This window comes from Actinomadura alba (assembly GCF_014323705.1).
Taxonomy (GTDB): Bacteria; Actinomycetota; Actinomycetes; order Streptosporangiales; family Streptosporangiaceae; genus Actinomadura_C; species Actinomadura_C alba.
This window is the reverse complement of sequence record NZ_JABVEC010000008.1, coordinates 48,517-74,312: the sequence shown is the minus strand read 5'-3', so window position 1 is coordinate 74,312 and position 25,796 is coordinate 48,517. Positions and strand designations below refer to the sequence as shown.

Annotated in this window: 29 protein-coding genes and 1 pseudogene; 17 read left to right on the top strand and 13 right to left on the bottom strand. The window is 69.9% G+C overall.

Translation table 11 applies throughout. From position 1 onward, the window contains the following. Nucleotides 1-15: 15 nt before the first annotated feature. Together HKK74_RS12915 and HKK74_RS39835 are read left to right on the top strand one after the other, a co-directional pair. On the top strand, nt 16-921 hold the full coding sequence (locus tag HKK74_RS12915; RefSeq protein WP_222722209.1) for an SDR family NAD(P)-dependent oxidoreductase: 906 nt from the start codon (nt 16-18) through the stop codon (nt 919-921). A gap of 469 nt (nt 922-1,390) precedes the next feature. Further along, nucleotides 1,391-2,125, top strand: coding sequence for a PP2C family protein-serine/threonine phosphatase (locus tag HKK74_RS39835; RefSeq protein WP_187243416.1), 735 nt, complete (start codon nt 1,391-1,393; stop codon nt 2,123-2,125). Nucleotides 2,126-2,160: 35 nt separating this feature from the next. Here the strand turns inward: HKK74_RS39835 and HKK74_RS41845 are convergent. The 3 genes and pseudogenes from HKK74_RS41845 to HKK74_RS12895 all read right to left on the bottom strand — a co-directional run. Beyond that, a pseudogene (locus HKK74_RS41845) lies at nt 2,161-2,325 on the bottom strand (helix-turn-helix domain-containing protein); the annotation flags it as partial. 710 nt (nt 2,326-3,035) lie between these two features. Then, on the bottom strand, nt 3,036-3,233 hold the full coding sequence (locus HKK74_RS12900) for a DUF397 domain-containing protein (protein ID WP_187243415.1): 198 nt from the start codon (nt 3,231-3,233) through the stop codon (nt 3,036-3,038). 18 nt (nt 3,234-3,251) lie between these two features. Continuing rightward, nucleotides 3,252-4,106 carry a helix-turn-helix domain-containing protein gene (locus HKK74_RS12895; protein ID WP_187243414.1) on the bottom strand — a complete coding sequence of 285 codons (855 nt, stop codon included), beginning with the start codon at nt 4,104-4,106 and terminating at the stop codon, nt 3,252-3,254. Between the two features lie 150 nt (nt 4,107-4,256). On the opposite strand from HKK74_RS12895, the gene HKK74_RS12890 reads away from it, so the two are divergent. Together HKK74_RS12890 and HKK74_RS12885 are read left to right on the top strand one after the other, a co-directional pair. Then, complete coding sequence (locus tag HKK74_RS12890) at nt 4,257-4,709, top strand: ATP-binding protein (protein WP_246491508.1); 453 nt, start codon at nt 4,257-4,259, stop codon at nt 4,707-4,709. After that, nucleotides 4,706-4,984, top strand: a complete 279-nt coding sequence (locus HKK74_RS12885; protein WP_187243413.1) for a hypothetical protein — start codon at nt 4,706-4,708, stop codon at nt 4,982-4,984. The genes HKK74_RS12890 and HKK74_RS12885 overlap by 4 nt, the downstream gene beginning before the upstream one ends. 175 nt (nt 4,985-5,159) lie before the next feature. On the opposite strand, the gene HKK74_RS12880 is transcribed toward HKK74_RS12885, so the two are convergent. Together HKK74_RS12880 and HKK74_RS41840 are read right to left on the bottom strand one after the other, a co-directional pair. Continuing rightward, a complete protein-coding gene (locus tag HKK74_RS12880; RefSeq protein WP_187243412.1) occupies nt 5,160-6,809 on the bottom strand; it encodes an HNH endonuclease signature motif containing protein in 1,650 nt (549 codons plus the stop codon). 167 nt (nt 6,810-6,976) lie between these two features. After that, nucleotides 6,977-7,309, bottom strand: coding sequence for a winged helix-turn-helix domain-containing protein (locus HKK74_RS41840; RefSeq protein WP_187243411.1), 333 nt, complete (start codon nt 7,307-7,309; stop codon nt 6,977-6,979). Nucleotides 7,310-7,419: 110 nt separating this feature from the next. Here HKK74_RS41840 and HKK74_RS12870 point away from each other — a divergent pair, with 110 nt between their 5' ends. Further along, nucleotides 7,420-8,343, top strand: coding sequence for a tetratricopeptide repeat protein (locus HKK74_RS12870; protein WP_187243410.1), 924 nt, complete (start codon nt 7,420-7,422; stop codon nt 8,341-8,343). 105 nt (nt 8,344-8,448) lie between these two features. On the opposite strand, the gene HKK74_RS12865 is transcribed toward HKK74_RS12870, so the two are convergent. Further along, nucleotides 8,449-8,982 carry a hypothetical protein gene (locus HKK74_RS12865; RefSeq protein WP_187243409.1) on the bottom strand — a complete coding sequence of 178 codons (534 nt, stop codon included), beginning with the start codon at nt 8,980-8,982 and terminating at the stop codon, nt 8,449-8,451. Between the two features lie 185 nt (nt 8,983-9,167). Here HKK74_RS12865 and HKK74_RS12860 point away from each other — a divergent pair, with 185 nt between their 5' ends. Next, the gene (locus tag HKK74_RS12860) at nt 9,168-10,520 is read left to right on the top strand and encodes a DUF2786 domain-containing protein (protein WP_312881451.1); all 1,353 of its coding nucleotides are present in this window, start codon (nt 9,168-9,170) and stop codon (nt 10,518-10,520) included. 3 nt (nt 10,521-10,523) lie between these two features. Here the strand turns inward: HKK74_RS12860 and HKK74_RS12855 are convergent, their stop codons facing one another. The 3 genes from HKK74_RS12855 to HKK74_RS12845 form a co-directional block, all read right to left on the bottom strand. Continuing rightward, a complete protein-coding gene (locus HKK74_RS12855; protein WP_187243407.1) occupies nt 10,524-11,168 on the bottom strand; it encodes a LuxR C-terminal-related transcriptional regulator in 645 nt (214 codons plus the stop codon). Further along, nucleotides 11,120-12,451: a sensor histidine kinase gene (locus HKK74_RS12850; RefSeq protein WP_187243406.1), complete on the bottom strand. Its 1,332-nt coding sequence runs from the start codon at nt 12,449-12,451 to the stop codon at nt 11,120-11,122. Before HKK74_RS12850 ends, HKK74_RS12855 begins: the two co-directional genes overlap by 49 nt. 147 nt (nt 12,452-12,598) lie before the next feature. Next, entirely contained in the window at nt 12,599-12,892 is a 294-nt protein-coding gene (locus HKK74_RS12845) for a YiaA/YiaB family inner membrane protein (RefSeq protein WP_187243405.1), read from the bottom strand. 191 nt (nt 12,893-13,083) lie between these two features. On the opposite strand from HKK74_RS12845, the gene HKK74_RS12840 reads away from it, so the two are divergent. The 8 genes from HKK74_RS12840 (at nt 13,084) to HKK74_RS41390 (ending at nt 20,488) form a co-directional block, all read left to right on the top strand. Further along, nucleotides 13,084-13,632, top strand: a complete 549-nt coding sequence (locus HKK74_RS12840) for a nucleotidyltransferase family protein (protein ID WP_187243404.1) — start codon at nt 13,084-13,086, stop codon at nt 13,630-13,632. After that, on the top strand, nt 13,625-13,873 hold the full coding sequence (locus tag HKK74_RS12835; protein WP_187243403.1) for a BON domain-containing protein: 249 nt from the start codon (nt 13,625-13,627) through the stop codon (nt 13,871-13,873). Before HKK74_RS12840 ends, HKK74_RS12835 begins: the two co-directional genes overlap by 8 nt. Continuing rightward, the gene (locus tag HKK74_RS12830; RefSeq protein ID WP_187243402.1) at nt 13,870-14,601 is read left to right on the top strand and encodes a metallophosphoesterase family protein; all 732 of its coding nucleotides are present in this window, start codon (nt 13,870-13,872) and stop codon (nt 14,599-14,601) included. The genes HKK74_RS12835 and HKK74_RS12830 overlap by 4 nt, the downstream gene beginning before the upstream one ends. Before the next feature lie 109 nt (nt 14,602-14,710). Beyond that, on the top strand, nt 14,711-15,484 hold the full coding sequence (locus tag HKK74_RS12825) for an SDR family oxidoreductase (protein ID WP_187243401.1): 774 nt from the start codon (nt 14,711-14,713) through the stop codon (nt 15,482-15,484). A 10-nt stretch (nt 15,485-15,494) separates the two neighbouring features. Continuing rightward, the gene (locus tag HKK74_RS12820) at nt 15,495-16,259 is read left to right on the top strand and encodes a crotonase/enoyl-CoA hydratase family protein (protein WP_187243400.1); all 765 of its coding nucleotides are present in this window, start codon (nt 15,495-15,497) and stop codon (nt 16,257-16,259) included. Between the two features lie 382 nt (nt 16,260-16,641). Then, entirely contained in the window at nt 16,642-17,364 is a 723-nt protein-coding gene (locus HKK74_RS12815; RefSeq protein ID WP_187243561.1) for a response regulator transcription factor, read from the top strand. A gap of 8 nt (nt 17,365-17,372) precedes the next feature. Further along, on the top strand, nt 17,373-19,001 hold the full coding sequence (locus HKK74_RS12810; RefSeq protein ID WP_246491507.1) for a sensor histidine kinase: 1,629 nt from the start codon (nt 17,373-17,375) through the stop codon (nt 18,999-19,001). Nucleotides 19,002-19,675: 674 nt separating this feature from the next. After that, entirely contained in the window at nt 19,676-20,488 is an 813-nt protein-coding gene (locus tag HKK74_RS41390; protein WP_312881448.1) for a S1C family serine protease, read from the top strand. A gap of 23 nt (nt 20,489-20,511) precedes the next feature. Here the strand turns inward: HKK74_RS41390 and HKK74_RS12800 are convergent, their stop codons facing one another. Together HKK74_RS12800 and HKK74_RS39825 are read right to left on the bottom strand one after the other, a co-directional pair. Continuing rightward, nucleotides 20,512-21,339 carry an oxygenase MpaB family protein gene (locus tag HKK74_RS12800; protein WP_187243398.1) on the bottom strand — a complete coding sequence of 276 codons (828 nt, stop codon included), beginning with the start codon at nt 21,337-21,339 and terminating at the stop codon, nt 20,512-20,514. A 194-nt stretch (nt 21,340-21,533) separates the two neighbouring features. Continuing rightward, on the bottom strand, nt 21,534-21,716 hold the full coding sequence (locus HKK74_RS39825) for a hypothetical protein (protein ID WP_246491505.1): 183 nt from the start codon (nt 21,714-21,716) through the stop codon (nt 21,534-21,536). Between HKK74_RS39825 and HKK74_RS12795 the strand changes: the two genes are divergently transcribed. After that, nucleotides 21,708-22,667 (top strand): cation diffusion facilitator family transporter, encoded by a 960-nt coding sequence (locus HKK74_RS12795; RefSeq protein ID WP_312881447.1) that lies wholly within the window; start codon nt 21,708-21,710, stop codon nt 22,665-22,667. The two genes, HKK74_RS39825 and HKK74_RS12795, sit on opposite strands and share 9 nt — an antisense overlap. Before the next feature lie 108 nt (nt 22,668-22,775). Beyond that, entirely contained in the window at nt 22,776-23,204 is a 429-nt protein-coding gene (gene arfB, locus HKK74_RS12790; protein WP_187243396.1) for an alternative ribosome rescue aminoacyl-tRNA hydrolase ArfB, read from the top strand. On the opposite strand, the gene def is transcribed toward arfB, so the two are convergent. Together def and HKK74_RS12780 are read right to left on the bottom strand one after the other, a co-directional pair. Continuing rightward, nucleotides 23,198-23,740: a peptide deformylase gene (def, locus tag HKK74_RS12785; RefSeq protein ID WP_187243395.1), complete on the bottom strand. Its 543-nt coding sequence runs from the start codon at nt 23,738-23,740 to the stop codon at nt 23,198-23,200. The genes arfB and def overlap by 7 nt on opposite strands. Before the next feature lie 138 nt (nt 23,741-23,878). After that, entirely contained in the window at nt 23,879-25,078 is a 1,200-nt protein-coding gene (locus tag HKK74_RS12780) for a DivIVA domain-containing protein (protein WP_187243394.1), read from the bottom strand. 178 nt (nt 25,079-25,256) lie between these two features. On the opposite strand from HKK74_RS12780, the gene HKK74_RS12775 reads away from it, so the two are divergent. Continuing rightward, on the top strand, nt 25,257-25,790 hold the full coding sequence (locus HKK74_RS12775) for a gamma carbonic anhydrase family protein (RefSeq protein ID WP_187243393.1): 534 nt from the start codon (nt 25,257-25,259) through the stop codon (nt 25,788-25,790). Nucleotides 25,791-25,796 lie beyond the last annotated feature (6 nt).

The following is a 25,796-nucleotide window of genomic DNA, read 5'->3' as shown; positions in this document are numbered from 1 at the left end:
CGAGAGGAGTACGCGATGACAGAACCGAACGTCCTGACCGATATGACCGGCCGGACCGTCGTGATCACGGGTGCGAGTTCGGGCATCGGAGCCGTGGCCGCGCGGCGGTTCGCCGACCTCGGTGCCGACGTGGTGCCCGTGGGGCGCTCACCCGAACGCACCGCTCGCGTGGCCGCGCAACTCGGCACCGAGCCGTTGGTCGCCGATTTCGCCCACCTCGAACACGTGAAAGACCTGGCCGCCGCGCTGCTCGAACGCTGCCCGCGCATCGACGTACTGGCCAACAACGCCGGGGGACTGGTCGCCGCCCGCCAGGTCACCGCCGACGGACACGAACTGACCTTCCAGGCCAACCACCTGGCGCCCTTCCTGCTCACCACGCTGCTGTTGCCGAGGCTACGGGCGAGCGCGCGAGACGCCCGGGTCCGGATCGTCACCACCTCGAGCCTCGGCAACCGGTTCGGCAGGCTGCGCATGGACGACCTCGAATGGGAGAAGCGCCGTTACGGCGGCGGCTGGATCGCTTATGCCACCAGCAAGCTGATGAACGTCCTGTTCACCCGTGAGCTCGCCCGCCGTACCGAAGGGACCGGCATCGATGCCGTCTGCTTCCATCCCAAGCCCGCTCCGCGCGGTACGAGGGCGCCGATCCGTCGCATGGGTGCGCCGACCCGTTTCGCTGACGGTTCTCCGACCGTACGTGTCATCAATCGCACGCCACTGCGCATGCTTCAGCTGAACGACGAGGGCGGCGCCGAGCCCCTGGTCTGGCTCGCCACCACACCCGAGATCGAGGGCGCAAACGGCGCCTACTACGACGGTTTCACCAGGGGCGCGAAGGTCAATCCGCAGGCCGACGACCGGGAACTCGCTCTGGCGCTCTGGGAGCGCTCGCACGCCCTCGTGGAGGCCTACCTGTGACCGGTGGAAGGTCGATCCCCTGACCGGTGGAGTGTCGACGCCCGCTCCGGTGCCATAGGCGAGTCATGGAACGGCAGCCGAATCGTCACGTAGGAGAGCCGAATCGTCACATAGGAGAAAGGAGCGCGCGGTCTCCTCTATGCTCGCTGCGCCGGCCCGGGGGCGGACACGGCACCGGCACGGAACGGGGGAGCGATGCGCGAGTCGATCGGGCCGTGGGGAGATTTCAGCGGGGTCACGACACCGGGCCTCGAAGCGGTCATACCGATACCCGCGACCGTCCTCACCGACGAGGACCGTGCCAGGGCCGACGCCACACCTCCGCGACTCCGGCCGGCCGGCTCCGCCGACCGCCGAACCTGCGGCTGTACCCCCTGAATCCACGCGGCGTCGCCGGCCGCCGGGCCGTACGCAGGGCCGGGCCGGATCCGGCCTGATCTCTGATGACGGTCGGCGCGTCATACGCAACATGACGTTCATCTCGGCCGCGGGTTCGCACACCGGAAGAGGCCGCCGCATCAACCAGGACGCCGGCTATGCCGGTGCGCGGCTGCTCGCGATCGCCGACGGCGAGGGCGTGGGCGGCGAGATCGCCGCGGCATTCGTCATCGACGCCCTCCGGGCCTGTGACACCGAGATGCCGCCGGACGCCCTCGTCCCCAGTGTGCGGGAGGCGGTGGAGCAGGCGCGGGACCGGATACGGGCGTTGTGCGGTCGCCGCCGGGAACTCGCGGGGATGGGGACGGCCTTCACCGCTCTGGTCTGCGCGGGCGACAGGTTGGCCCTGGTCGACTTCGGGATCACGCAGGCGTACATGCTGCGCGACTCGGAGCTCTCCCAGATCACCATGGACGAAGGGCCGCCGTGCGTCCTCGGCATGGATCCGCGCATGGTGCGGCCGACCGGTCCCCTGCTCAACGCGGACACCGGCAACAAGCCGTACATCATGTCGCGCGACGCCAGGCCCGGCGACCGCTATCTGCTGTGCTGCGAAGCGCTGTCCTTTCATTCGGACGTCATGCAGCGTTACGAGGTACTCCTGACCGAGCCCGATCCAGCCGCGGCGGTCTCGCGCCTGCTCGATCTCGCCCGGTGGAACGGGCACGAGGAGGACATCACCTGTGTCGTCGCCGACGTCACGGACGCCCCCGTGCTCGGCCCACCGACACTGGTCGCCGCCGGGGCATTGCTCCCGGGCACCTGAAGACGCGCCTGGCATTCCCAGCGGACTAGTCGGCTGGACCTCGACCGACGCGAACGGTCGGCCAGGTTCGGCAGACCTCCCTGCTGGAACCGCGCCCGCCAGGTATGCACCGACTGCCGTGAGGTCCCGCACCGGGTCGCGACCTCCCCGATCGGTGAACCGCTCAGGACTTCCTGCACCGCCCGATACCGGTACTCCACCAGCGCCTGCTGGTCCAAACCCGCCCCCGAGGACCCCGTCACCACCGCTGCTTCGGGCGGGAATCATGCCGTGCGGCGGTTAACCGTGGCCTGAGAACGAACGGTTAAGCATGTCCCGAGGCCTCACACCGACAGCACGAACGGAGCCGTCCGTTCCGCAATTGTTTCGTGCGATCGATTGACGCATGCTGCGGCGCGTGTAACCCTAAGCTCAATGCTGTAGCTGGCGTCTGTTTTGTGTCGTGCTCCTGCCTCGGCGCACAACGCATTGCAGGTGTTGCAGTCGCACACACAATGGGTGCTCCTGCAACATGAATCGGGCCAGCGACAGGTACCGGTCTCGAAGGGCGGTCTGTCGTGTCTGTTGTCCTTGTTGTCTTGCTCTGCGCTGGTTGGTTCGTGCTCGGCCTTGTAGCGCTGCTTAGAGCGCGTCCTGAGGACGTGCCCGCCGTCACCCGGACGCTCCTCAAGTGGGGGCGCAGATAGCGCATACGTTCCACCAGACTTCCACCTTCACCCCTGACAGGCCTTGCGGCGGCGGGCTTTTCGGCCATCCGGAGCCGGAGCCCCGCCGGAGGCATGTAAGAACCGCAACCTGTTGGCCATGTACATGGAAGAGGCGCGGGCGGGTCATTCTGTGCCCTTGACGAAGGACGGGGGTTGGTCGCCGTGATCCTCAGGCATTGGCCGGTACGGCCTGGTGGCCGATGTCAGCCGCTGGACTTGACCTGTTCGACAAAACTCGCCCACACCTGGGGCTCAAAGAACAAGATCGGCCCGGTGGGGTTCTTTGAATCACGGACACCGATGAGTTTTTCAACGGTGGTCAGTTCCACACACTCTCCGCCGTCATGGCCGCTGGAGCTGCTCTTTCGCCATTGTGCGCCAGCCAGGTCAAGGGATGTCATGACCGCTCTCCTCCTGCATTAGAGCTTGCGCGCCAGTGTCCGGATGAGGGTGAGTGAATCGTCGGGACTCAACGCACTCGCCCGCAGATGGTTCAAGACCAGCGTATAGCGGGCGATCTCATCCGGTGCTTCCAGGAAAGCACGTCCTGTCAGGTACTCCACGTACACGACGTCCACGTCTTCGGGCTGTGGGAAGCCCAAGGATACGAACGCTCCGTGCGTGGCCGGGTGTGCCCCTGAGGAGAACGGCAGGATCTGGACTGTGATCGTAGGTTGTTGTGCCAGATCGATGATGCGTTCATGCTGGGCGCGTAGTGTGGCCGGTCCGCCGACTTGTCGGTGGAGCACTGCTTCGTTAAGGATGACCCAGAGCTCAGGCGGCGTCGCGGAGGTAAGGCGCGCCTGTCGGGTTATGCGTACTGCGATGCGCTTGTCGATCTCCTCGTCGGAATCTGGAACTGGAGCTGCTCTCATCTGGGCCCGGGCATAATCCTCGGTCTGCATGAGCCCTGGAATCAGCTCTGGCGCGTATGCGGAGATGCCGGATGCTTCGGACTCCAGGCCGACATAGGTCTCGAACCCGGAGGGCAATGCGCTTCCATAGGGCTGCCACCAGCCGCGCTGCCGCGCCTCGCGCGCCAGTCTGATCAGGGCCTCGCGTTCCTCGCCGGTCACTTCGTACACGTCGGTGAGCGCGCGCACGTCGTTAGGGTGCGCGCCCCGCTGGCCGGTCTCGATCCGGCTGAGCTTTGCGCCTGTCCAGTCCACTTGGCGGGCGGCCTGTTCGAGTGTCATCCCACGTTGTTCGCGGAGGTGACGCAATAGCGCGCGCAGTCGGCGGTTGCGCAGGGTCGGGCTGTAACCGGGGGGCATGGGGCTTCTCCTGCTGGGCGGCCAAAGAATCTTGGTAAATCACCAAAGAGTGGATTGCCATTGTGCCTGCGTGTAGTGCAATGTGTACAGCGGGTAGTGGGTCGCTCTCGTTACGTCATGCCGGTTCGCATGGCGAGAGAGGGGCTCGGCATGGCATCGAACCAGGTCATCGACGTGACCGGGGCGATATTCGACGGTCCGGTCCGCGGCCGTCGGCCACCGATGGTGTGGCGGAGGGCGTTCCGCGGGGTGCGGGAGCAGGCGCACGACGCCCGTGCGTTCGTGCGGTTCCTGCTCGCGGACTTCGCAGACGTCGATGACGTGGTGCAGGTCGCCGGCGAACTGGTGGCCAACGCCCTCACGCACACGCGTAGTGGTGCGGTAGGCGGCGCGTATGTCCTGGAACTGCGCCGCTGGAGGTGCGGCGTCGCGCTGGCCGTGACAGATCAGGGCGGTCCGGCTGAGCCTCGAATCGGGTACGGCGGGTTCGCTGAGCACGGCTTCGGGCTGCTCACCGCCGACGCGCTTGCGACGTGGTGGGGCTGGTGCGGCACTGAGCGGAGCCGTACGGTCACCGCGGTCTTCCACCGGCGGCCGTCATGATCGCGTGGCACCTTCCGCTGGACGCCGTACCGCCGTGCCCTCGTGAGGCGATCCATCGGCTGGCCACGGCGCTGCGCGGCCACGGGTTCCGGCATCTGTACGTGGCTCATGACGGTGGCATCTCGGTCCTCTCGGTGACCGTGGAGCTGACCGTCTGGTGCCGTCGAGGCACCTTCCACTGGTTCGCGGATGGCCGGTACATCCTCCAGTCGGCTGATCGCCCGGAGGTCACGGCACTCGTCATCGCCCAGGGCCGTGCAGCGTCTCGGCTGTGAGCCCACAGACCGGCACGGCGGTGCGGTGGCGGTTCGCAATCGCGACCCACTACCCCCAACACCGCACCGCCGTGCCCTCCCAAAGGTGCCATCTCCCGAGCCGGCCACCGGGGAGCGGTGGCCGGGTGCGCATTGGTGAGCCTGCCGCATTTCGCGGTTGGTTCCCGGTGGCCGGTCAGGGGCTGGGGTCGGTGAGGTACCAGTGGCCGGTGGGTGAGATCCACAGCAGAACACCGGGCCACAGCTGGATCAAGGTCCAGTCGGGATGTTGTTTCAACAAATGGTGGGCGCGACACAGTGCGGCGAGGTTGCAGGGGCAGGTCGGCCCGCCTTTGTGATACGGAATCGTATGATCCAGATCACATTGTGTGGCGCGGCGGTTGCAGGTGGGGAAGGTGCAGGTGCCGTCTCTGGTTTGGATGAGGCGGCGCATTCCGGCAGGTGGCCGGTAGCCGTCGTGCCCGTGGACGGGGTCGCCGCCTGTGTCGACGGCCAGGGCGCACCAGCGGATCTTGAGCGGGGAGAGCGCGTCCTTGATGCGGTGGGCGGCTTCGGTGATCAGCAACCGCCTCTCCCCGGGCCCGTTCTGGTGGCGGATCTGGCCGAGCAGGTCGGTCAGCTGGTCGCGGGCCGCCCGGGCGATCGCGGCGGCCTCCTCGCGCCCGGTGGCTTCTTCGCGTCCGGTGTCGTTGTCGGTTTCGCTGGGCCGCCCGGAACCGGTCCGTCGTGTGCGGCCGGGGCGGCCGGGACGGCCGATGGCCCGCTGAGACGCGACGGTCTCAGCCGCCGTGGCTGCCGGCTCCCCGGCCGCTTCGGTCTCGGCTCCCTGCGGGGCGGCTGCCGAGGTGCCGGAGTCCCCGGGTGCAGTGTCCCCGGGTTCGGAGTCCGCAGGTGCGGAGTCCCCGGGTGCGGAGTCCTCGGGCTCGGGGTCTGCGGGTGCGGTCTCCTCGGGTTCCGGCTTGGGTTCGGGTGCGGAGTCCCCGGGTGCGGGGGTAGCTTCCGCAGGCGGGGGTGGACCCTGCTGGGGGTCGGCGGCTGTGGGGAAGAGGTCTGCGGGGTGTCTGCCCCGCAGCAGTTCCAGGAGGACGTCGGCGCGGATGGCGTCGATGGGCCGTTCGTCTCCGTCGGCCTTGAGCGCGTTCGCGAGTGCGTTGACGTAGTTGTAGGCGGCGTCGGCGTCCTCGGCGGGCAGATCACGGGCGGTCAGATCGGCGGTGCCGTCGGGGTTGTCGTACAACTCCACCCGGCGGCCCTTCTCAGTCGCCTTACGACGCCGCTCATAAGCCTCCGGGTCGGCGTCTTTGACCGCTTTACGGACCCGTACCGCCAGCTGCCGGGCGGTCAGCCGCAGCGCGTCGGGCAACACCAGAGCCTCAACCTTACGGGCGATGTCGTGATCAATCCCGAGGACACCGTCACAGATCACCCGCGCTTTCCTGCTGTCGATGCGGCCTTCCGCAAGGGCCCGGCCGGTTTCCAGCAGCGGACCTTCCAGCATGCTCGCCAGTCCCAGCTGAATCGCCGCGGCGGTGCCCGACAACGTCAGCGCAGCGGAGATCTCATCGCACAGCGCCCGGCTCATCTCCACCGTCGTCCATGCCCCGCACCGATCCGCCTGGGCCTGACGACGCCGGTCCAGCTCCGCGATCGCCGCGAGCTCCAACGACTCCGCCCACGAGGTCAACCGACGAGCCGCCCGCATCGCCTCCACCACACCGTGCTCATCCAACCCGCCCAGCGGTAGCTCGGCGAGCTCACCGGCCAATCGCGGGCCGGGAAGCGTCCCCGAAATGCCCGGCAACTCATCGACCTCGACACCGACCACCCGAAGACACCTCCCTCCCGCGCAATCCCCGATAGGCAAAAGCAAGTCTTCGAACATGGTAGCGAACATGTGGTCGAGATGTAACCGTGATAAGCGAACAGAACGCCATTCTTATTGGGCTGCATTCTTGATCGCCAAACATCGGAATCGGCTATATGGGAATTCTCTCAAGAAAACGGCGTTGGAGCTCTGCGATGCCGCTGGCCGAGACGACTCCGGGGCCGTTCTCCGGCCGCTACAGAGGTTGAAAGCCTGACGTTGCGGCGGTTCAGGTGCAGGCCGGTGGCAGCGAGGAGGCCGGGCCTGTACTGCGTGCGTTTGAGGTGGCGTTTGATCGACGGCGCGCGATGGCGGGGACCTGCGGCGACCGGTCGATCCGGTGCTGCAGATAGGGACGTGCCGCGCAGCGTGTACTCCACCCCGAACCGCTCTTTGATCACCGCGGCGATCCGGGCCAGGGTCCAGCGCTGGTCGTCCAGCCGTGCGTGGCCGGGCCCCATTCCAGTTCGTCTTTCAGCGCCTCCGGTTGCGCCTCGGTCAGCCGGCACTGACCCGTCCCGGGCCCTTGGAGGCCAATGCGCTCTTACCGCTGGCTGTAGGCTGCCGCCTCATGGCTGAACGAGATCTGGACGCCGGGTTGGTACGCGCGAGTCACCTACTCGCCAAGTGTGAGTTCTTGCTCAGGCATTTTGACGGCGAGCGGGAGAATGCCGAGCTGCTGGCCACTGCACGGCAATTCTGCGATGAGGCCGAGGAAGAGGCGGTTCCTGGCGACGCGGAGGCCGCCGCCACAATTGCCATCCTGCGCTCGATGGCCGCGACGTTTTCCCTGCGGCATGCCGTTTTGTTCAACGTGAATTGCGATTTCGATGACGACGACGGCACATTGCTTAACGGGATGGAAGAGCATGACGAGGAATGTGTGAGCCGTCCGCTCGCGGAGCAGGCCGTCCAGGCGGCGCGAGCGGCTCTGAACGCCGACCCCGAAGATCCCCTCGTGCCGTTGTACCTGGGACATGCGCTCACCTGGTCGGGTGACCGCGACGGTGCCGTCGCGGCATACGAGGAGGCGATGCGCAGGGATCCTTGGGACGGTTGTGCCCAGTCCAGTCTGGAGTACCTTGACGCGGCGCCCAGCGGCCGGCCGTCGCCGAACGAGATGAGCTGCGGACGTCATGGGTTCGCCCTGCTGCGCGGCTGTTTCTGGATTTCCAATAACGATTGGGACAGCGAGTCTCTGCTGTTCAGGTCTGTCGCTGATGCGCGTGCTCACGTCGATAAGAGGCTAAGCGCGTATTTGACACAGGACGATTTGGACGATGAGGACGCGGAACTGGTCCTGCAGATCCATCGACCCGGGCGGCACATCGCCGAGTACGACCTGAACGCTCGAATACAACAAGAGCCGGATGACGAGCCATCGCGCATCGACTGGTCAGGCATCCCGGTACACGAGCCGCTGGAGTCGCCACTTCCGCCGGGGCGCCCACTCCGGATCGGCGGCCATACCTGTTTCCACGGCGGCAGCGAGTAGCTGCAGTACCCGGGGTTGAAGGGCGTTCTTTCCTCGGTCGGCGCGGGCCGATCCGGTGTTCGGACCGGCCCGCCGCCGGACGTGACGGACGGACGGACCGTCGTGTCACCGATGACGCCACCATGGCCGGTCGCGCCACCGTCGCCGGTCGGACCGGTCACGGTCGCGCTGGTGCGGCCCCTGCCTCCACTCGGGGCGCTCCCGCCGTACCGGCCGCTCGGTCGTCCGAGGCGCGGGCCGGGTCGCCGGGTCGTCCACCGACCGCGGCGGAGGCGCGACCTTCCCGGGCGTCACGGGCACCAGCGGAGGGACCCGTTCGCCGCGGGTCGGGTCGGCCGAGGCCGATGGCGCCGGGGGAGACGCGGTCGGTGACGAACCGGTCGAGGCCCCCACCATGCGCGGTCCCTGAGCGCTCCCGCCGGCCCCGTCGTGCAGCGCGATCCCGACCCCGCCGACGACGAGCGCCAGCACACCCGCCGTGGTGACCAGCATGGTGACCCCACTGCGGAAGCGGAGCTCCTCCAGACGCGCATAGAGAGCTCGCTTCGGGGAGGGCGGCTCGCGGCGGCGGGCCGGTCGGGCGGCCGGGACTTCGCGTTGCCACACCGGGTACGTCGCTATCTGGTCCTGACTGCTCACAATGGATCAGCGTATGCGGCATTGAGCGCCGATTGTGGTGAATAGCGGCTATCACGACGAAGCCATGTGAAACCGCTATTCGCAGGTCGCCATCTCATGAGTGCACCGTGATGGCGCACTCTCGGACGAACGCGCCTGTGGCAGTATGCGGCCCCATCAGCACGCCGGGATTCGGGTGGGGGACCGTGGACGACAGCGCCGGGCGGCGAGGCTCGGAGCGGACGGGCGGGCGGTGGCGGCATCGCCGGGCGTCCGGTGGGCCCGGGCGCACGGCGCAGGCCGCGGCCGACCGACTGCTGTCCGGAGCACTCAGCGCCCGGCTGCGAGGCGACCCCGCGGCCTTCGCACGGTGTGCGGCGGAGCTGTCGGACCGGCCCGGTGAACCCGACTGGTCCAGGGTGGTCGATCATGCGCTGGCCCACCGTGAGACCTTGGCGGTCACCGCCGCCTGGCGGCTCGGCTGGCAGCCCGCCGACGTCGTACGGATCGTCCGCCGCCGGCATGGCGCCCGGCATGCGCGAATGGCCACCGACATGATCGCCGCGGAGATGCGCCGCTACTCCGCGGCGGCCGTCGACGAGCGGTGGCGGGCGCAACTCGCCGCCCTCGGCGCACGGACGTGGCCCGGCCGAGGCGACGCCGAACCGGCTGAGCGGCCCGCTCGCGGGGGTCTCGACCGCCCTGCGGCGATCGCCACCGCGCTCGACGTGCTGGCCGTGCTCGCCACGCTGCCGGAGCTGCCTCGGCTGTGCCCGCCGCCGGGTGAGGCCGGGACCGGCGGTGCGGAGGCGGGCGTCCCCGCGCGGGCGGTGGACGACGAGCGTACGCTCGCCCGGGTGCGGGCACTGCTCGCCAAGGCGGAGTCCACCGAGTTCCCCGAGGAGGCCGAGGCGCTGTCGGCTCGGGCTCAGCAGTTGATGGCCCGGCACCGCATCGACGACGCGCTTCTGGCCGCCGGGGCCAGGGCCGGGGCCCGCGGCGACGAGCCGGCCGGCCGCAGGGTCGGCGTGGACGACCCCTACGAGTCGCCGAAGACGATGCTGCTCGACGCCGTCGCCCGGGCGAACCGGTGCCGGGTGGTGTGGCACCGCGGGCTCGGCTTCTGCACGGTGCTCGGCTTCCCCGCCGACCTGGACGCGGTGGAGCTGCTGTTCACCTCACTGCTGGTGCAGGCGACCGCCGCGATGGTCGCCGCCGGGCCGCGTCGAGGAGACGGAGGACGACCCCGCACCCGGTCGTTCCGCCGTTCGTTCCTGGTCGCGTACGCCCAACGGATCGGGGAGCGGCTGGGCGAGGTCACCGAGGCGGCCGAGCGCGAGGCGGCGGCGGAATCGCCGGGCACGGACCTGCTGCCGGCGCTCGCCGCGCGCGAGGAGGCGGTCGATCAGGCCGTCGGCAGGATGTTCCCGAGGCTGGGCCGCTCGGCGGTGACCACGGCCGGCGACCGTGACGGGTGGCTGCACGGGCGGGCGGCGGCCGACCTGGCCCAGCTGCACGAACGTGACGAGGTCACCGGGACCGGCGACGCGGGCCGGTGACGGTCAGGCGTTGAGATAGGCGATGACGGCGAGTACCCGCCGGTTGTCGTCCTCGGACGGTGGCAGGCCGAGCTTGCCGAAGATGTTGTTGGTGTGCTTGCTGATGGCCTTCTCGGTGATGAAGAGCTTGCCCGCGATCGCGGCGTTCGAGCGGCCCTCGGCCATCAGCCCGAGCACCTCGCGCTCGCGGGGGGTGAGCGCTTGGAGGGGTTCCTCTCTGGCGTGCCTGGCCAGCAACTGGGACACGACGTCGGGGTCCAGGGCGGTGCCGCCGCCGGCCACCCTGCGCACCGCCTCGACGAACTGGCCGACGTCCATCACCCGGTCCTTGAGGAGATAGCCGACGCCACCGCGGGAGTCGGAGAGCAGTTCGCGGGCGTAGAGCTGTTCGACGTGCTGTGACAGGACGAGCACCGGCAGACCCGGCACCCGCTTGCGCGCCTCGAGCGCGGCCTGCAGCCCCTCGTCGGTGAATGTCGGCGGAAGCCGTACGTCCACGACGGCGACATCGGGCTTGTGGGTGGTCAGCGCCCGCAGCAGCGACGGCCCGTTGTCGACCGCCTCGACGACCTCGAACTCATAGGCGGTCAGTAGCCGGATCAGCCCGTCTCTGAGGAGGGCCAGATCTTCGGCGATGACAACTCGCAAGGAAGCTCCATGGTGACGGCTGTAGGTCCGCCGGGCGGACTGGTCACTGCGATCGTGCCATCGAACGCGCCGAGCCGCCGCTCGATTCCGCGCAGGCCGCTGCCGCCGCCCGGGTCGGCACCACCGATGCCGTCGTCGCCGACCAGCATGACCAGCCTGCCCTTGGCGTGGTGCAGCTGTACCAATGCCCGCGCCGCCTCGCTGTGCTTGACCACATTGGCCAGTGCCTCCGCGATGGCGAAGTAGGCGGCCGACTCCACCGGTGCCTGTGGGCGGCCGGGCAGCTCGATGGTGACGTCGACCGGGACCGGCAGGCTGAGGGCGAGGGCGCGGACGGCACCGTCGAGACCGCGTTCGACCAGTACGGGCGGATGGATGCCACGGACCAGGTCGCGGAGTTCGGCGAGGGCCTGGCCGCTGGCCTTACGGGCCTCGAAGAGCAGTTGCTGGGCCGCCTCGGGGTCGGTCTTGAGGAGGTCCTCGGCCATGCCGAGGCTCATGCCGAGAGCGGCGAGGCGGGCCTGGGCGCCGTCGTGCAGGTCGCGTTCGATGCGGCGCAGTTCGGCGGCCGAGGCGTCGACCGCGTCGGAACGGGTCTCGGTCAGGCGGTGCACCCGCACGGCGAGTTGCGCCTTCCGGGTGGGGCCCAGCAGCCACCGGGTGAACAGCGCGTGGCCCTTGATGATCCACGGGCCGGCGGCCAGCCCGAGCGGCAGGAGGATGGCACCCTGAACGATCACCAGGACCGAGTCGAGCAGGCCGTCGATCGGCCAGATCGCCCCATAGCCGTACCAGGTGACATGCCCGAGCCACGGTGCCACGAGCACGCCCTCGAGGGCGTACACGAGCAGGCCGGCGGGCAGGAGCCCCAAGGCCAGGCCCACCGGGGCATTGAGGAGCAGCCAGAGCAGGTCGCGCCACGTCGCGGGGTCGGTGAGCAGCCACCGGCAGCGCCGCCAGAGACCGATCAGGTCGCGTGCGAATTCCGGCTGGGGCCGGTAGGGGGACGGAATGTCGACGCCCGACCACTCCCGTGCGCACCGCCGTTGGAGCTCGGCGTAGGCGCGGACGCCGCTCATCACGAGCGGTACCGCAGCGATTCCGATACCGAGCCCCATGTAGGCGATGGACAGCACGCCGACGACGAACAGTGGAATGGCGAGCAGCTGAGACGAGAAGGCGATGAGCAGCCCGCGATAGGACGGCCGGAGCCTCGAGCGCAGCCAGGGCCCGCTTCCGGCGGGGAGCCGGAGCGATGGCGTTCGCAGATCCGCGTCGGTCACGGTGGATCGCCTCCTCTCCCGGCCCCGTGGCGGTCGCCGTCCGTCCCATTGTGGGCGATGGCGGCATTCGCGTCAGTGGAGATAGGTCTACCACCGCCCGGGCCCCCTGCCGGGCGGTGGTGGCATTCCGGCCCGCGGTGCCGGCCGTCAGAGGTTGTCGACCTTGAACGGATCGTGTTCGGCCAGCAGCTTGTCGAGCCGGGCCTTGTCGACCCGGCTGACGACCTCGGTCTCCTCCTGCCGGTCCCGGACACATTTCGCCAGCGTGAACGTCGAAGTGATCACGTACAGAGTGCCCAGGGCGAGGAAGCCGCGCATCCACGGGTCGGCGCTCAGGTAGGCGATGCCCAGCCCGAGCGCCACCGTCGAGACGGCGAATGAGATGGCCGCCTGGAAGAAGAAGGCGGTGGTGGTGTTCGTGTGGTGCTGGGGGGTGCTCATGGCGCCATCTTCGGCCGCGTGGTCAGGCCGTACATGAGCACGCGTACTCAATCCGCCTGGGTCGCACATGCTGAGCACCCGAGCCGGCCCGGCGCCGGGCCGGAACGGTGGGAACCCGGGGGAGTCGGAATGGTATGGGAACCGGGGGGAAATAGTGCCTTGTGTCGTCGACGCCGCAAGTGTCGGAACTCATGGTCACGCTCAGACGGGCCGCGAGCGTGCTGAAGGAGGCCGGGATCGACTTCGCCCTGGCCGGGGGGTACGCGGCGTACGCCCGGGGGGCCGCCGAACCCACGCACGACGTCGACTTCGTGCTCCGTGAGGAGGACGTCACAGGGGCGCTCGCGGCGCTCACGGCCATCGGTATGGAGCACCGGAAGTGCCCGGAGGACTGGCTGGAGAAGATCTACGACGACGGCCGGCTCGTCGATCTCATCTACAGCCCCGCCGACCGGCCCGTCGACATCGACCTGCTGAGCCGCGCCGAGCCCCTCACCGTGTCGGCGATCACGATGCCGGTGCTCACGGCCACCGATCTCGTGATCATGCGGATGCTCGCGTACACGGAGACGACCTGTGATTTCAGCGACTTCCTGCCGGTGCTGCGGGCATTGCGCGAGCAGGTCGACTGGCCGCGGGTCGCCAAGGAGACGACGCACTCCCCGTACGCCTATGCCCTGATCGAGCTGCTGAGGCGGCTCGGCGTCATCGAAACGCGGAGAGGAGACTCCGATGAGTGAGGACGTACCGCAGTACCTGGCGGCGCACATCCACGACCGCCTGGCCGACGAAGCCGATGAGCTGGGCATCCGCGTCGACATCCGTGGCGACCTCGTCTATCTGCGCGGCGAGGTCGCCACCCCGCAGCAGCGGCAGCGTGTCGAGGCCATCGCGCGTGACATAGCCACGGGCCGGCGGATCCGCAACGAGGTGCACGTGGTCGCGGTGCTCGAGCCGGAGGGAGAGGAGACGCTCTCATGATCAGCGTCGCCGCGGTCGGGGACCTCCACGTGGGATCGGACGTACGAGGCCACTACCGGAAACACCTGACCGGCATCGCCGACCGGGCCGACCTGCTCCTCGTCGCGGGGGATCTGACCAGGCACGGCACCGTCGCCGAGGGACGCATCGCCGCCGACGAGCTGCGGGACATCGGCGTACCGGTGGTCACCGTGCTCGGCAACCACGACTACCACTCCGGCGCCGAGCTGGAGATCGCGGAGGTCCTGCGCGACGCGGGCGTGACGGTGCTCGAGGGCAACGGCACGGTCGTGCACTGTGACGGCACCCGGGTCGGCGTGGCCGGGGGAAAGGGCTTCGGGGGCGGCTTCGCCGGCCGCTGCGCCAGTGACTTCGGCGAACCCGAGATGAAGGCGTTCGTCGGCTACACCAAGTCGTTCGCCGCGCGGCTGCGCCACTCGCTCAGGTCGCTCGACGACGCCGACGTCCGCATCAGCCTCACCCACTACTCACCGGTGAAGGACACGCTCGCCGGGGAGCCTCCGGAGATCTATCCCTTCCTCGGCAGTTACCTGCTGGCGGAGGCGATCGACGAGTCCGACGTCGCTCTCGCGGTTCACGGTCACGCGCACAAGGGAACCGAGAAAGGTGTCACGCCGGGCGGAGTGCGCGTCCGCAACGTGGCACTGCCGGTGATCCAGCAGGCCTACGCCGTCTACCGCCTGTCCGAGGCGAGCGGGCGGCGCTGACCGGGGTCCAGGGGCCCGTGCCGCCAGGCCGGGCCGCCGTTCCCCGTAAGGTGACGGCTGGATAGCATAAGCCGAACCACATTCGGTTCTGTCGAGTAAGGTGCTGCTAATGGACCTGAACGGAGTCTCCGCCGTCGTATCCGGCGGTGCGAGCGGCCTCGGTGAGGCCACCGTCCGCGATCTCGCCGCGGCCGGCGTCAAGGTGGTCGTCGCCGATCTGAACGAGGACAAGGGCATGGCCCTCGCCGACGAGGTCGGCGGCGTGTTCGTCAAGACCGACGTCTCGGACGAGACCCAGGTCGAGGCGGCGGTCCAGGCCGCCGTCGACACCGGTGCCCCGCTGCGGGTCATCGTGAACAGCGCCGGCATCGGCTGGGCGTCGCGGACCGTGGGCCGGGACGGCTCCCCCCACGACCTGGCGAGCTTCCAGAAGGTCATCCAGGTCAACCTGATCGGCACCTTCAACCTCATGCGCATCGGTGCCGCCGCGATCGCCAAGACCGAGCCGGCGGACGCTGACGGCCTGCGCGGCGTCGTCGTCAACACCGCGTCCGTGGCCGCCCTCGAAGGTCAGACGGGCCAGGTCGCCTACTCGGCCTCCAAGGGCGGCATCGTCGGCATGACCCTGCCCGCCGCGCGCGACCTCGCCGCGATCGGCGTACGGGTCAACACGATCTGCCCCGGCATCATCGACACCCCGATCTACGGTGAGGGCGAGGCCGCGGACGCCTTCAAGGCGAAGTTGTCCGCGCCCGTGCCCTTCCCCAAGCGCATGGGCCAGGCCTCCGAGTTCGCCCACCTGGTGCGCGCGCTGATCGAGAACGACTACATGAACGGTGAGACCATCCGGTTCGACGGCGGTATCCGCTTCCAGCCCAAGTGAGGCGCTGAACATGTCCGACGAAGTCCTTGTCGAAGTGGACGGCGGGGTCGCCGTCGTCACCATCAACCGGCCGAAGGCCAGGAACGCCGTGAACGGCGCCGTCGCCCAGGGCGTCGCGTCAGCGCTCGACGAGCTGGACGAGCGCAAGGACGTCTCGGTCATCGTGATCACCGGGGCCGGCGGCACGTTCTGCGCGGGCATGGACCTCAAGGGGTTCATGACCGGTGAGAATCCGCTGGCGGGTGGCCGCGGCTTCGGCGGCATCGTCGAGAAGCCCCCGGCCAAGCCGGTGATCGCGGCGGTCGAGGGCTACGCGCTCGCAGGCGGCTGTGAGATCGCGTTGTCCTGCGACATGATCGTCGCCTCTTCGGACGCCAAGTTCGGGCTCCCGGAGGTCAAGCGCGGGCTGGTCGCGGGCGCGGGCGGCCTGCTGCGGCTGCCGCAGCGGATCCCCTTCCACATCGCGATGGAGATCACCCTGACCGGGGACCACTACCCGGCGACCCGGATGGCCGAGCTCGGCCTGGTCAACCGGGTCACCGAGCCCGGTGAGGCACTCGCCGAGGCGAGGGCGCTGGCCGCCCGGCTCGCCGAGAACGCCCCGCTGGCCCTCGCCGCGACCAAGCGGGTCGTCGTCGAGTCGGCCGACTGGTCGCGCGACGAGGCCTTCGCGAAGCAGGGCGACATCATCAACCCGGTGTTCACGTCCAAGGACGCGATCGAGGGTGCGACGGCGTTCGCCGAGAAGCGCAAGCCCGTCTGGAAGGGCGAGTAGTCCTCTCCTCCCCGTGATCATGTAGTTGTTCGCGCGTCATCAGCGCGGGCCCGTCCACCGCCGGTGAACAACTGCATGATCACGATGGTGGGCGTGGGTACGCAGCCTTCGGTGTCGGCAGACGCACCACTTCAAGCCGACCCGGTGGTGCGTATGCCGACACCGAACACGCTTCGATCCGCGTTGCCGATCCGGAAGCGGCCCGACTTGGCGGACACGTCCCCTTCGTTCGGGGCCTCGGGGCCTCTGGGCCGGCGCTCAGCCGGCGTTCAGGTGGCACTCAGGTTCATGCCGCATGCTGGAGGCGGCGTGCCATCAGGCACCGCACGATCGCATCACGGCGACCGCGGACGGACGGGAGACTCCATTGGCTGAGGGCACCATGCCCGGCGGCCGGCCACCGGATGGCCGGGACCCGGAGGCCCGGCTCCTGGTCGTCGAGGACGAGCCGAACATCCGCGAACTGCTCGCGGCGAGCCTTCGCTTCGCCGGTTTCGAGGTGATGACCGCGGACGACGGCGGCGAAGGGGTACGGGCCGCGCAGCGGCACCGGCCGGACCTGATCGTGCTCGACGTGATGCTGCCCGACATGGACGGCTTCGATGTCGCGCGCCGCCTGCGATCCGGCGGCACCCGCACGCCCGTGCTCTTCCTCACCGCGCGCGACTCGGTCGAGGACCGGGTGCACGGCCTGACCATCGGCGGGGACGACTACGTCACCAAGCCGTTCAGCCTGGAAGAGGTCATCGCCCGGATCCGGGCGGTGCTGCGCCGGGCGCAGGAGACCGGGGTCGAGGCCTCGGCGCGGATGGCGTTCGCCGACATCGAGCTCGACGAGGACAGCCACGAGGTGTGGCGGGCCGGCCGGCCGGTCCAGCTGTCGCCCACCGAGTTCAAGCTGCTGCGCTACTTCATGGCCAACTCCGGTCGCGTGGTGTCCAAGGCCCAGATCCTCGACCACGTGTGGAACTACGACTTCCGGGGCGACGCCGGCATCGTCGAGTCCTACGTGTCGGCGCTGCGCCGCAAGGTGGACAACTCCGAGCCCAGGCTCATCCACACTCTGCGCGGTGTGGGCTACGTGCTGCGGCTTCCCCCGTCATGAGCACCGGAATGAACACCGGCGTGAACACCGGTATCAGCCCCGGCGCGAACACGGGCATGGGCCCCGCCGTGAGCACGGGCATGGGCCCCGGCGCGAACACCGGCGTGCACACGGCCCGCAGGGATCTGCTCGCCCGCATGCCGCTGCGCGTGAAGCTCATCGCCGCGCTGCTCCTGCTCCTCCTGCTCGCGCTCACCGTCATGAGCGTCGCGGGCGTGTCGGTCATGCGCGGCTATCTCGTCGACCGGGCGGACGGGCAACTGCGGGCGGCCCAGAGCCAGCTGGCCGGACAGGTCGTGCGCGGCGATGGGCCGCGGACCCCGGACGGCACCCTCTACCTGCGGGTGCCGACCGGGTTCGTCGCCCAGATCATGAACGCCCAGGGCGAGATCACCTCCGACACCGCGGCCCAGGACGGTCGGAGCGGACCCAGGCTGCCCGCCGACGTCGCGTCGCGCGCGGGCGATCCCTTCACCGTCCACGGCTGGCGGGCGCTGGTGACCAGGTTGCCAGACGGCGGCACCCTCATCCTCGCGCTGAGCATGGACGAGATCGACCGTACGATCGGCCGCCTGATCAGTCTCGACATCGTCGTCAGCGCGGTCGTCGTCCTGGTGCTGGCGGGCGTCGGCATCTGGGTCGTGACGACCAGCATGCGCCCGCTCGTCGAGATCGAGAAGACCGCCCAGGCCATCGCGTCCGGACAGCTCGCGAGGAGGGTGCCCGAGCATCCGCCGGGCACCGAGGTGGGCCGGCTCGGCCGGGCGCTCAACAGCATGCTCGCCCAGATCGAGATGGCGTTCCGGGCGCGCGCCGACTCGGAGGCGACCGCCCGGCGATCCGAGGAGCGGATGCGCAGGTTCGTCGCCGACGCCGGCCATGAGCTGCGCACGCCGCTCACGGCCATCCGCGGATTCGCCGAGCTCTACCGCCAGGGCGGCGCGCGCTCGCCCGAGGCGCTCGACCGGCTGATCGGCCGCATCGAGGACACCGCGGCCCGGATGGGGCTGCTCGTCTCCGATCTCCTGCTGCTCGCCCGGCTCGACCTCGAGCGCCCGCTGGACCGGCGGCCCGTCGATCTGCTTGCGGTGGCGGCCGACGCCGTCGGCGAGGCCCGGGTACTCGACCCCGGCCGCCCTCTCGAACTCGAGGTACGCGGGGGAGCCGCCTATCAGGTCCTCGGCGACGAGCCGCGGCTGCGCCAGGTGCTCGGCAACCTGCTGGCCAACGCGCTCACCCACACGCCGCCCGGCACACCCGTCGAGGTACGGCTCAGAACGGCCGAGCCCGGCGAGGAGGGCCGCCTGTGGGCCCGGCACCCCCATTCCTGGGCGGCGGCGAACCCGGGCGCGGCGGCGGTCTCCGCGGCGCCGGGCGGTTCTCCCGTGCAGGCGCCGCCTCGGGCGGTCGTCTGTGAGGTGGCCGACGAGGGGCCGGGGCTGCCGACCGACCAGGCGGAGCGGGTTTTCGAACGGTTCTACCGGGCCGATCAGGCACGCGGCGGAGACGGCGGCACCGGGCTCGGCCTGGCCATCGTGGCGGCCCTGGTCCGCGCGCATGGCGGCCTGATCGAGCTGGAGACGGCGCCCGGTGAGGGCGCGATCTTCCGCATCGTCCTTCCGCTGGCCCCGGACTGACCGACGGCATTCAGGAAACTCTCAGCCAGGCTGCAGAGGCGGTGCAGGTCCCCGAACGACGCTGGATCTCAAGCGACGACGAAGGGATCGACATGGACGCGAAAGACCCCGGACCCACTCCCGACCTCCCGCACGGCGACATCCAGCCGCACACACCCGTACCGGACCCCCGGCCGGCGTCCGCGCCCGAAGCGGCGTTCGCCTCCGAAGCTGTGTCCGCGTCCGAAGCTGCGTTCACATCCGGCTCGGCTCCCGAGTCCGAGCCTGCGCGCGAGCCCGTGCCCGTGCCCGAGTACGGGGGTGCGCCCGGACCCGGCGGTGCGTTCGTACCTGGCGGTGCACCTGGACCCGGCGATGCGTTCGTACCCGGCGGTGCACCCGGACCTGGCGGTGCACCCGGACCCGGCGGTACGCCCGGACCCGGCGATGCGTTCGTACCTGGCGGTGCGTTCGTACCTGGCGGTGCGCCCGGACCCGGCGATGCGTTCGTACCTGGCGGTGCACCCGGACACGGCGGTCCGCCCGCGTACGGGCCGGTGCCCGGGCACGGGCCGGCGCCGGGCGCGGCGTATCCGTACGGCCCGGTGCTCTCCGGCGTCCCCGGCACCGCACCGGGATCCTCGCGCCCGGCCGGACCGTGGGCGCAGTGGACGCGGCGCGGCAGGGTACTCGCGGTGAGCGCAGTGGTGGCACTCGCACTCGGCGCCGGAGCCGCCGGCGCGGTGGGCGCCGTGGCGCTCACCGGGCAGGACCCGGTGCTCGCCAGCCCCACCGTGGCGAGTGGGGCGTCGAGCGCGTCGGCCGGCTCGGTGGCCAAGATCGCTGCTGCCGTTCAGCCCTCCGTGGTCTCCATCACGGCACGCTCGGCCAGGGGCGACTCCGGCGGGTCCGGGGTGATCCTGCGATCCGACGGTGTGATCCTCACCAACGCGCACGTCGTCGACGGAGCGAGTCAGGTGGTGGTGAAGTTCAGTGCCGGCAAGTCGGCCCCCGCGACGATCCTGGGCAAGGATCCCTCGACCGACATCGCGGTCATCAAGGCCACCGGGGTATCGGGGCTGAAGCCTGCCACGCTCGGCGACAGCGGTGGCCTGGCGGTCGGCGACTCGGTGCTGGCGCTCGGCAGCCCGCTGGGCCTGGACGGTTCGGTGACATCCGGCATCGTGAGCGCACTCGGTCGTACGATCACCGAGGGCGACAGCGGTGGCCAGCAGCCGCGGGGTTTCCCGTTCGACCCTCAGGGTTCTGACCAGCAGCAGAGTGCCACGATCCCGAACGCCATCCAGACCGACGCCGCCATCAACCCCGGCAACTCCGGGGGCGCCCTCGTGAACGCCTCCGGTCAGGTGATCGGGATCAACACCGCCATCGTGACGACCGGAGCGGGCTCGGGCAACATCGGCGTGGGCTTCGCCATCCCGATCAACTCGGCGAAGAAGGCCGCCGACGCCATCATCAAGGACTCGGGCGGCACCGGCTCGGCCTGACGAGGCGCCCCACCCTCACCCGCTCAGGAGGTGGTGGGAACGGAGACCCTACGGCGGGGAGGGTGCGCCTTCGCGAGCATGCGGCGGGTCCGGTGGAGGTAGACGTCGCGCGGCAGCGTGCGTATCCGGAGGGGCAGCCGCGGGTAGACGAACGAGAGAACGCCCATGAGCAGCCGGAACCGCGCCTGCCGTGCGGCGTTCCACGTCCACCCGTACTGCGCGCGGATCGGTTCCGGCATCAGCCCGGCGGTGATGAGCCGGATCGCCATGAGCCCGGGCTCGAACGCTTTCGGCAGAGCGGGGTGCAGGACCTGTTCCGCGATCGCCCTGGAGGCATCGCTGATCCGCAGTGTTCCGAGCATTTCGGCGTAGTACTTCCGGAAGTCTGGATAGCTCTCGGGCAACGCCTCCGGCGGGCAGCCGAGGATCGTCGCGAAGATCTTGCTCTGCTGGTAGTGGACCTCGAGTTCGGCCGCGCTGAAACGGTGCCGGAAGACGAGTTCGTAGGCCTGCGCGCTCACGGCGAAGAGCGTCGCGGCGACCCAGACCTGCAACTCGGGATCGGTCGCCCGGTAGCCGGGGCCGGTCACCCTTTCGTGCAACCGCCGGACCATGGCGCTGACCTGCTCGGCCTCCTCTCTGGTTCCGCACGCCACGGCGTAGACCCAGCCCATCGTGTTCTCCAGCCGGCGCAACGGGTACCGCGCCGTGTAACTGTGGTCGTACACGCCCTGGGCGACTCCGGGGTGCGCCGTCTGCAGCAGCGATGCCGCGCCCCCGGTGGCGATGAGGATGCCCTCGCGAGCGATCATGTGGATCGGGTCGTCGTGCTGAAAGATCCCTTTGCCCATGCGGTCAGTGTAAGTAAGTACTTGCTTGTTTACCAGTGTAGTGTCCGTGGGCACATAGCCGATCCGACCGCCCTTCGAGGATCCCGCACGTGCGATGGCCTCGCAGCTGCTCAGGGCATGTTGTTGTCGAGGTGCTGCAGCGCGAATTCTGTTTCATTCTGAGCGTTATGGACGGTGCGCAGCTGGATCCCGGTTCACCCGGTCACGGTCATCGGCACACGAGCGGTCATGGGCACGGTCACGGTCATGAGCACGGGCCCGGCCGTGCTCATGGGCATGCTCACGGGCACGAACACGGGCACGAACACGGGCACGATGACCAGTACGATCACAGCCGCGCGGCCGGGGCCGCGACGGTCTGGCAGCGGGTGCGTCATGGGCTGCGCCCGCATTCGCACGACCCGGCGGACAAGGTCGACGCGGCACTGTCGGCGGACGCGGACGGGATGCGGGCGCTGTGGATCTCGCTGGCCGGGCTCGGGGCCACCGCCGTCGTTCAGGCCGTCGTGGTGGCGATCTCGGGATCGGTGGCGCTGCTCGGCGACACCCTGCACAACGCCGCGGACGCGCTGACCTCCGTACCGCTGGCCATCGCGTTCGTGCTGGGCCGACGCCCGCCGAACCGCCGCTACACCTACGGGTACGGGCGGGCCGAGGATCTGGCCGGAGTGGTGATCGTGATCGCGATCGCGGTCTCGTGCGTCGCGGCCGCCTACTCGGCGATCCACCGGTTGCTGCACCCGCAGGAGGTCTCGCACCTGACGGCGGTGGCCGCGGCGGCGCTGGTGGGCTTCGTCGGCAACGAGCTGGTCGCCCGCTATCGCATCCGGGTGGGCCGCAGGATCGGCTCCGCCGCGCTGGTGGCGGACGGGCTGCACGCCCGCACCGACGGATTCACCTCGCTGGCCGTGCTGGCGGGCGCGGCCGGGGTGGCGCTCGGCCTCGACTGGGCCGACCCGGTCGTGGGCCTGCTCATCACCGTCGTCATCGTCATGGTCCTGCGCCAGGCGGCCCGGGAGGTGTACCGGCGCCTGATGGACGCGGTCGATCCGGGGCTGGTCGACCAGGCCGAGGAGGTCCTGCGCGGCGTCGACGGCGTGCTCGGCGTGGGCGACGTGCGCATCCGGTGGATCGGCCATCGGCTCCGCGTGGAGTGCGAGATCGTAGTCCGGCCCGACTCCACGATCGTGGCGGCGCACCGGGTCGCTGTCGAGGCCGAGCACGCTCTCATCCACGCCGTCCCCCGGCTGTCGGGCGCGCTGGTGCACGCCGACCCGCAGACCGGCCATGGCGTCGACCACCATGCCGATCTCGCCCACCATCGATAGGCCCCGCCGCGGACCGGCCCGCCGTCACACCGGGCCATTCGGCGGCCGGGGGACGTGCGCGCGGAAATTCGGAGGACATGATCCACAATCTGTTGCGATAATGGTGGAATGCCCGGCTCAATTCATCTGCGCGGCTCGGTCGTGATCCCGGCGACCGAGTTCGGCTGGCGTTTCTCCAGGTCGTCGGGGCCGGGCGGGCAGCACGTCAACACCAGTTCCACGGCGGCGGAGCTCTCCTTCGATCTGGCCGGGTCGCCGTCGATCCCGGACCCGCTCAAGCAGCGTGCCCTGGCCAGGCTGTCCGGCCGGCTCGTCAACGGCGTCATCACCATCCGCGCCGAGGAGCACCGGTCCCAGCTGCGCAACCGTGAGGCGGCGCAGATACGGCTCGCCGCGCTGCTCACCGAGGCGACCGCGCCACCGCCGAAGCAGCGCCGCCCGACCAAGCCGAGCCGGGGGATGCGCGAGCGGCGGCTCGAGAGCAAGCACCGCCGGTCCGAGATCAAACGCTTGCGCTCACGCCGCCACGACTACTGATCCACCTGGCTCCAGTCCGCCGAGCGAATCGTGCGAAGAGCCTCGCGCCGCGTGTCGCCGGACAGGAAGTCGAGGTAGACCTTCCCGCTCAGGTGGTAGGTCTCGTGCAGAAGGCAGCGGGCGAAATAGCCGGTGCCCTCGACGCGGATCGGCTCGCCGGTCCGGTCGACGCCCTCGACGACGGCACGGGCCGCACGCGGCGTGGGAAAGTGCAGCCCCGGCACGGACAGGCAGCCCTCCTCGGCGGTGAGCGTCTCACCCTCCTCGGCCACAAGCACCGGGTTGACGACGTGCCCGACGTGGCGGCGGCCCTTGTCGTCCTCGCAGTCGTACACGAACACCCGCAGCGAGACACCGATCTGGTTCGCGGCCAGGCCGACTCCCTCGGCGGCGTGCATCGAGACGAACATGTCGTCGATCAGGCGTTCCAGGTCGGCGTCGAACGAGCGTACGGTGTCGCATTCGGTTCGCAGCACCGGGTCGCCGAGAATCCGGATCGGCCGTACGGTCCCGCGTCCCTTTCCCGGCGTGTCCATGCGCCGACATTAAAGGCTGCGGGTGCCGGATGCGGAATCAAGCCGCCGAAACGCACAATGCCGAAACGCGCGACGCCCCCTCCCGAGCGGACTCAGGTGGGGGCGTCGTGTCGATGCGCGTACGGCCCGAAGCGCTGCTCAGTCGGTGTCGTCGGCCGGCTTGGCGGCGGGCGGAGCCTGTGGCGGGCCGGCCGGGCCGGCGTGGGGCGTCTTCGGCTCGGCGGACGGCATGGGCGGTGCGGCGGGTCCGCCGGGCCCGCCGGGTCCGGAGATGTCGGGCGGCGTGGACGGTGCCGGAGGGGCGGCGTGCCGGGGCGCGTTGGACGGTTCGGCCGTGCTCGGCGAGGCCGGAGCGCCGGACGGAGCCGACGGCGCCGGTGCACCCGGTGCACCTGGTGCCCCGGTTGACGTGGCCGGGACCGAGGGCTTCGCCGGTGCCGACGGCGTGGACGGCACCGGCGGCTTGCTCTGGGTCGGTGCCAGCGGTGCGCTGTGCCGCGGGGCGGGTGCCGCCGGTTCGCCGGCGGACGCCGGCGGGTGCGCGGGCGTCTTCCGGGCGGGCGCCGCCGGCTGCGAGTGCTTGGGCCCCGGAGCCGCGCCGTGCTTGCCGATCGGAGCCGCCGCCTGCTTGCGCGGGGCCTGCCGAGCCGCGTCCTCGACCATCTTCTCGAGTGGCCCCGCCGCGTCTTCGGCCTTCAGCAGCGTGTTGAGGGTCGTGCTGATCTCGGTCAGCCGCTGCAGCGCCTGCGAGTGGTTCCTCGTCAGCTGGTTGAGCCGCTGGGTGGCGCCCTCGTTGATCACGCTGGAGCGGCGCTCGGCCGCCGTGAGCGTGCGCTCCGCCTCCAGCCGGGCACTGGACACGGTGTGCTCGGCCTCTTGCTTGGCCTGGGAGAGAACGTTCTCGGATTCCTTCTTGGCGGCGCCCAGGATCTGGTTGGCCTTGTCCTGCGCCGCGGACATGTCCTTGTCGGCGTGGCCGCGGGCATCATCGATGATCCGCTTGGACGCGGCCTCGGCCTCCTTGCGGATCTGGGTACCCGTGTCCTCGGCCTGGGCCAGCTTGTCCCTGGCCTCGTCCTCGGCGAGGTTGATGATCTGCCGGAGGCGATCGCTCAGATCGTCACCGGTGGGTTTGCGCGCTTCGCGGACCTCGGCCATCTCGCGGCGGGTCCGTTCGACGTCGTCCAGCGCCCGGGCGAGCCGGGTCTCGAGGTCGCGGATCTGGTTCTGGCTGCGGGCGATGAACTCTTCGACCTGACGGCGGTTGTAGCCGCGCATCACGATCTCGAACTGCTCGTCGCGGAGCAGGTTCGGAAGGATCTCTGTTTCGTTGCTCATGAGCCTAAGGGGGTTGGGAGGGACGTCAGAGTCGACTCTCGTCCGATCCACCCCATTCGCGCAACCGGAACGCCTGGTCCGGCACTGATTTCGTTACTCATGCGACGTGGCAAGTCACGTAATGGAACGAAATGCCGCCCATCGCCCCGCACTCGAACGGGTCCGTACGATCAAGGTCATGACTTATCTGGGTTCCCTCGGGCCCGACGAGCCGGTGGTGCACCCCGACGCGTGGATCGCGCCGGGCGCCGTGGTGGTCGGCAAGGTGACGCTCGGCCGGGCGGCCAACGTCTGGTACGGATCCGTGCTGCGCGGTGACGACGAGGTCATCGTGGTCGGCGAGGAGTGCAACATCCAGGATCTCTGCTGCCTGCACTCCGATCCGGGCCAGCCGGCGATCCTCGAAGACCGCGTGAGCCTCGGGCACAAGGCCATGGTGCACGGCGCGCACGTCGAGACCGGTTCGCTCATCGGCATCGGGGCCATCGTGCTCGGCGGCGCCCACGTGGGCGCGGGCTCGCTGATCGCCGCGGGTGCCTTGGTCGGGCCGGGCAAGCGGATCCCGCCGGGTGTTCTCGTGGCCGGCGTCCCGGGGAAGGTCGTCCGCGAGCTGAACGACGCGGACCGCGCCGTGCTCGCGCACACGCCGGACGGTTATGTGGACAAGGCGCGGCGGCACCGATCCGCACAATGGCGGTCCTACCAGGACTGATGCCGC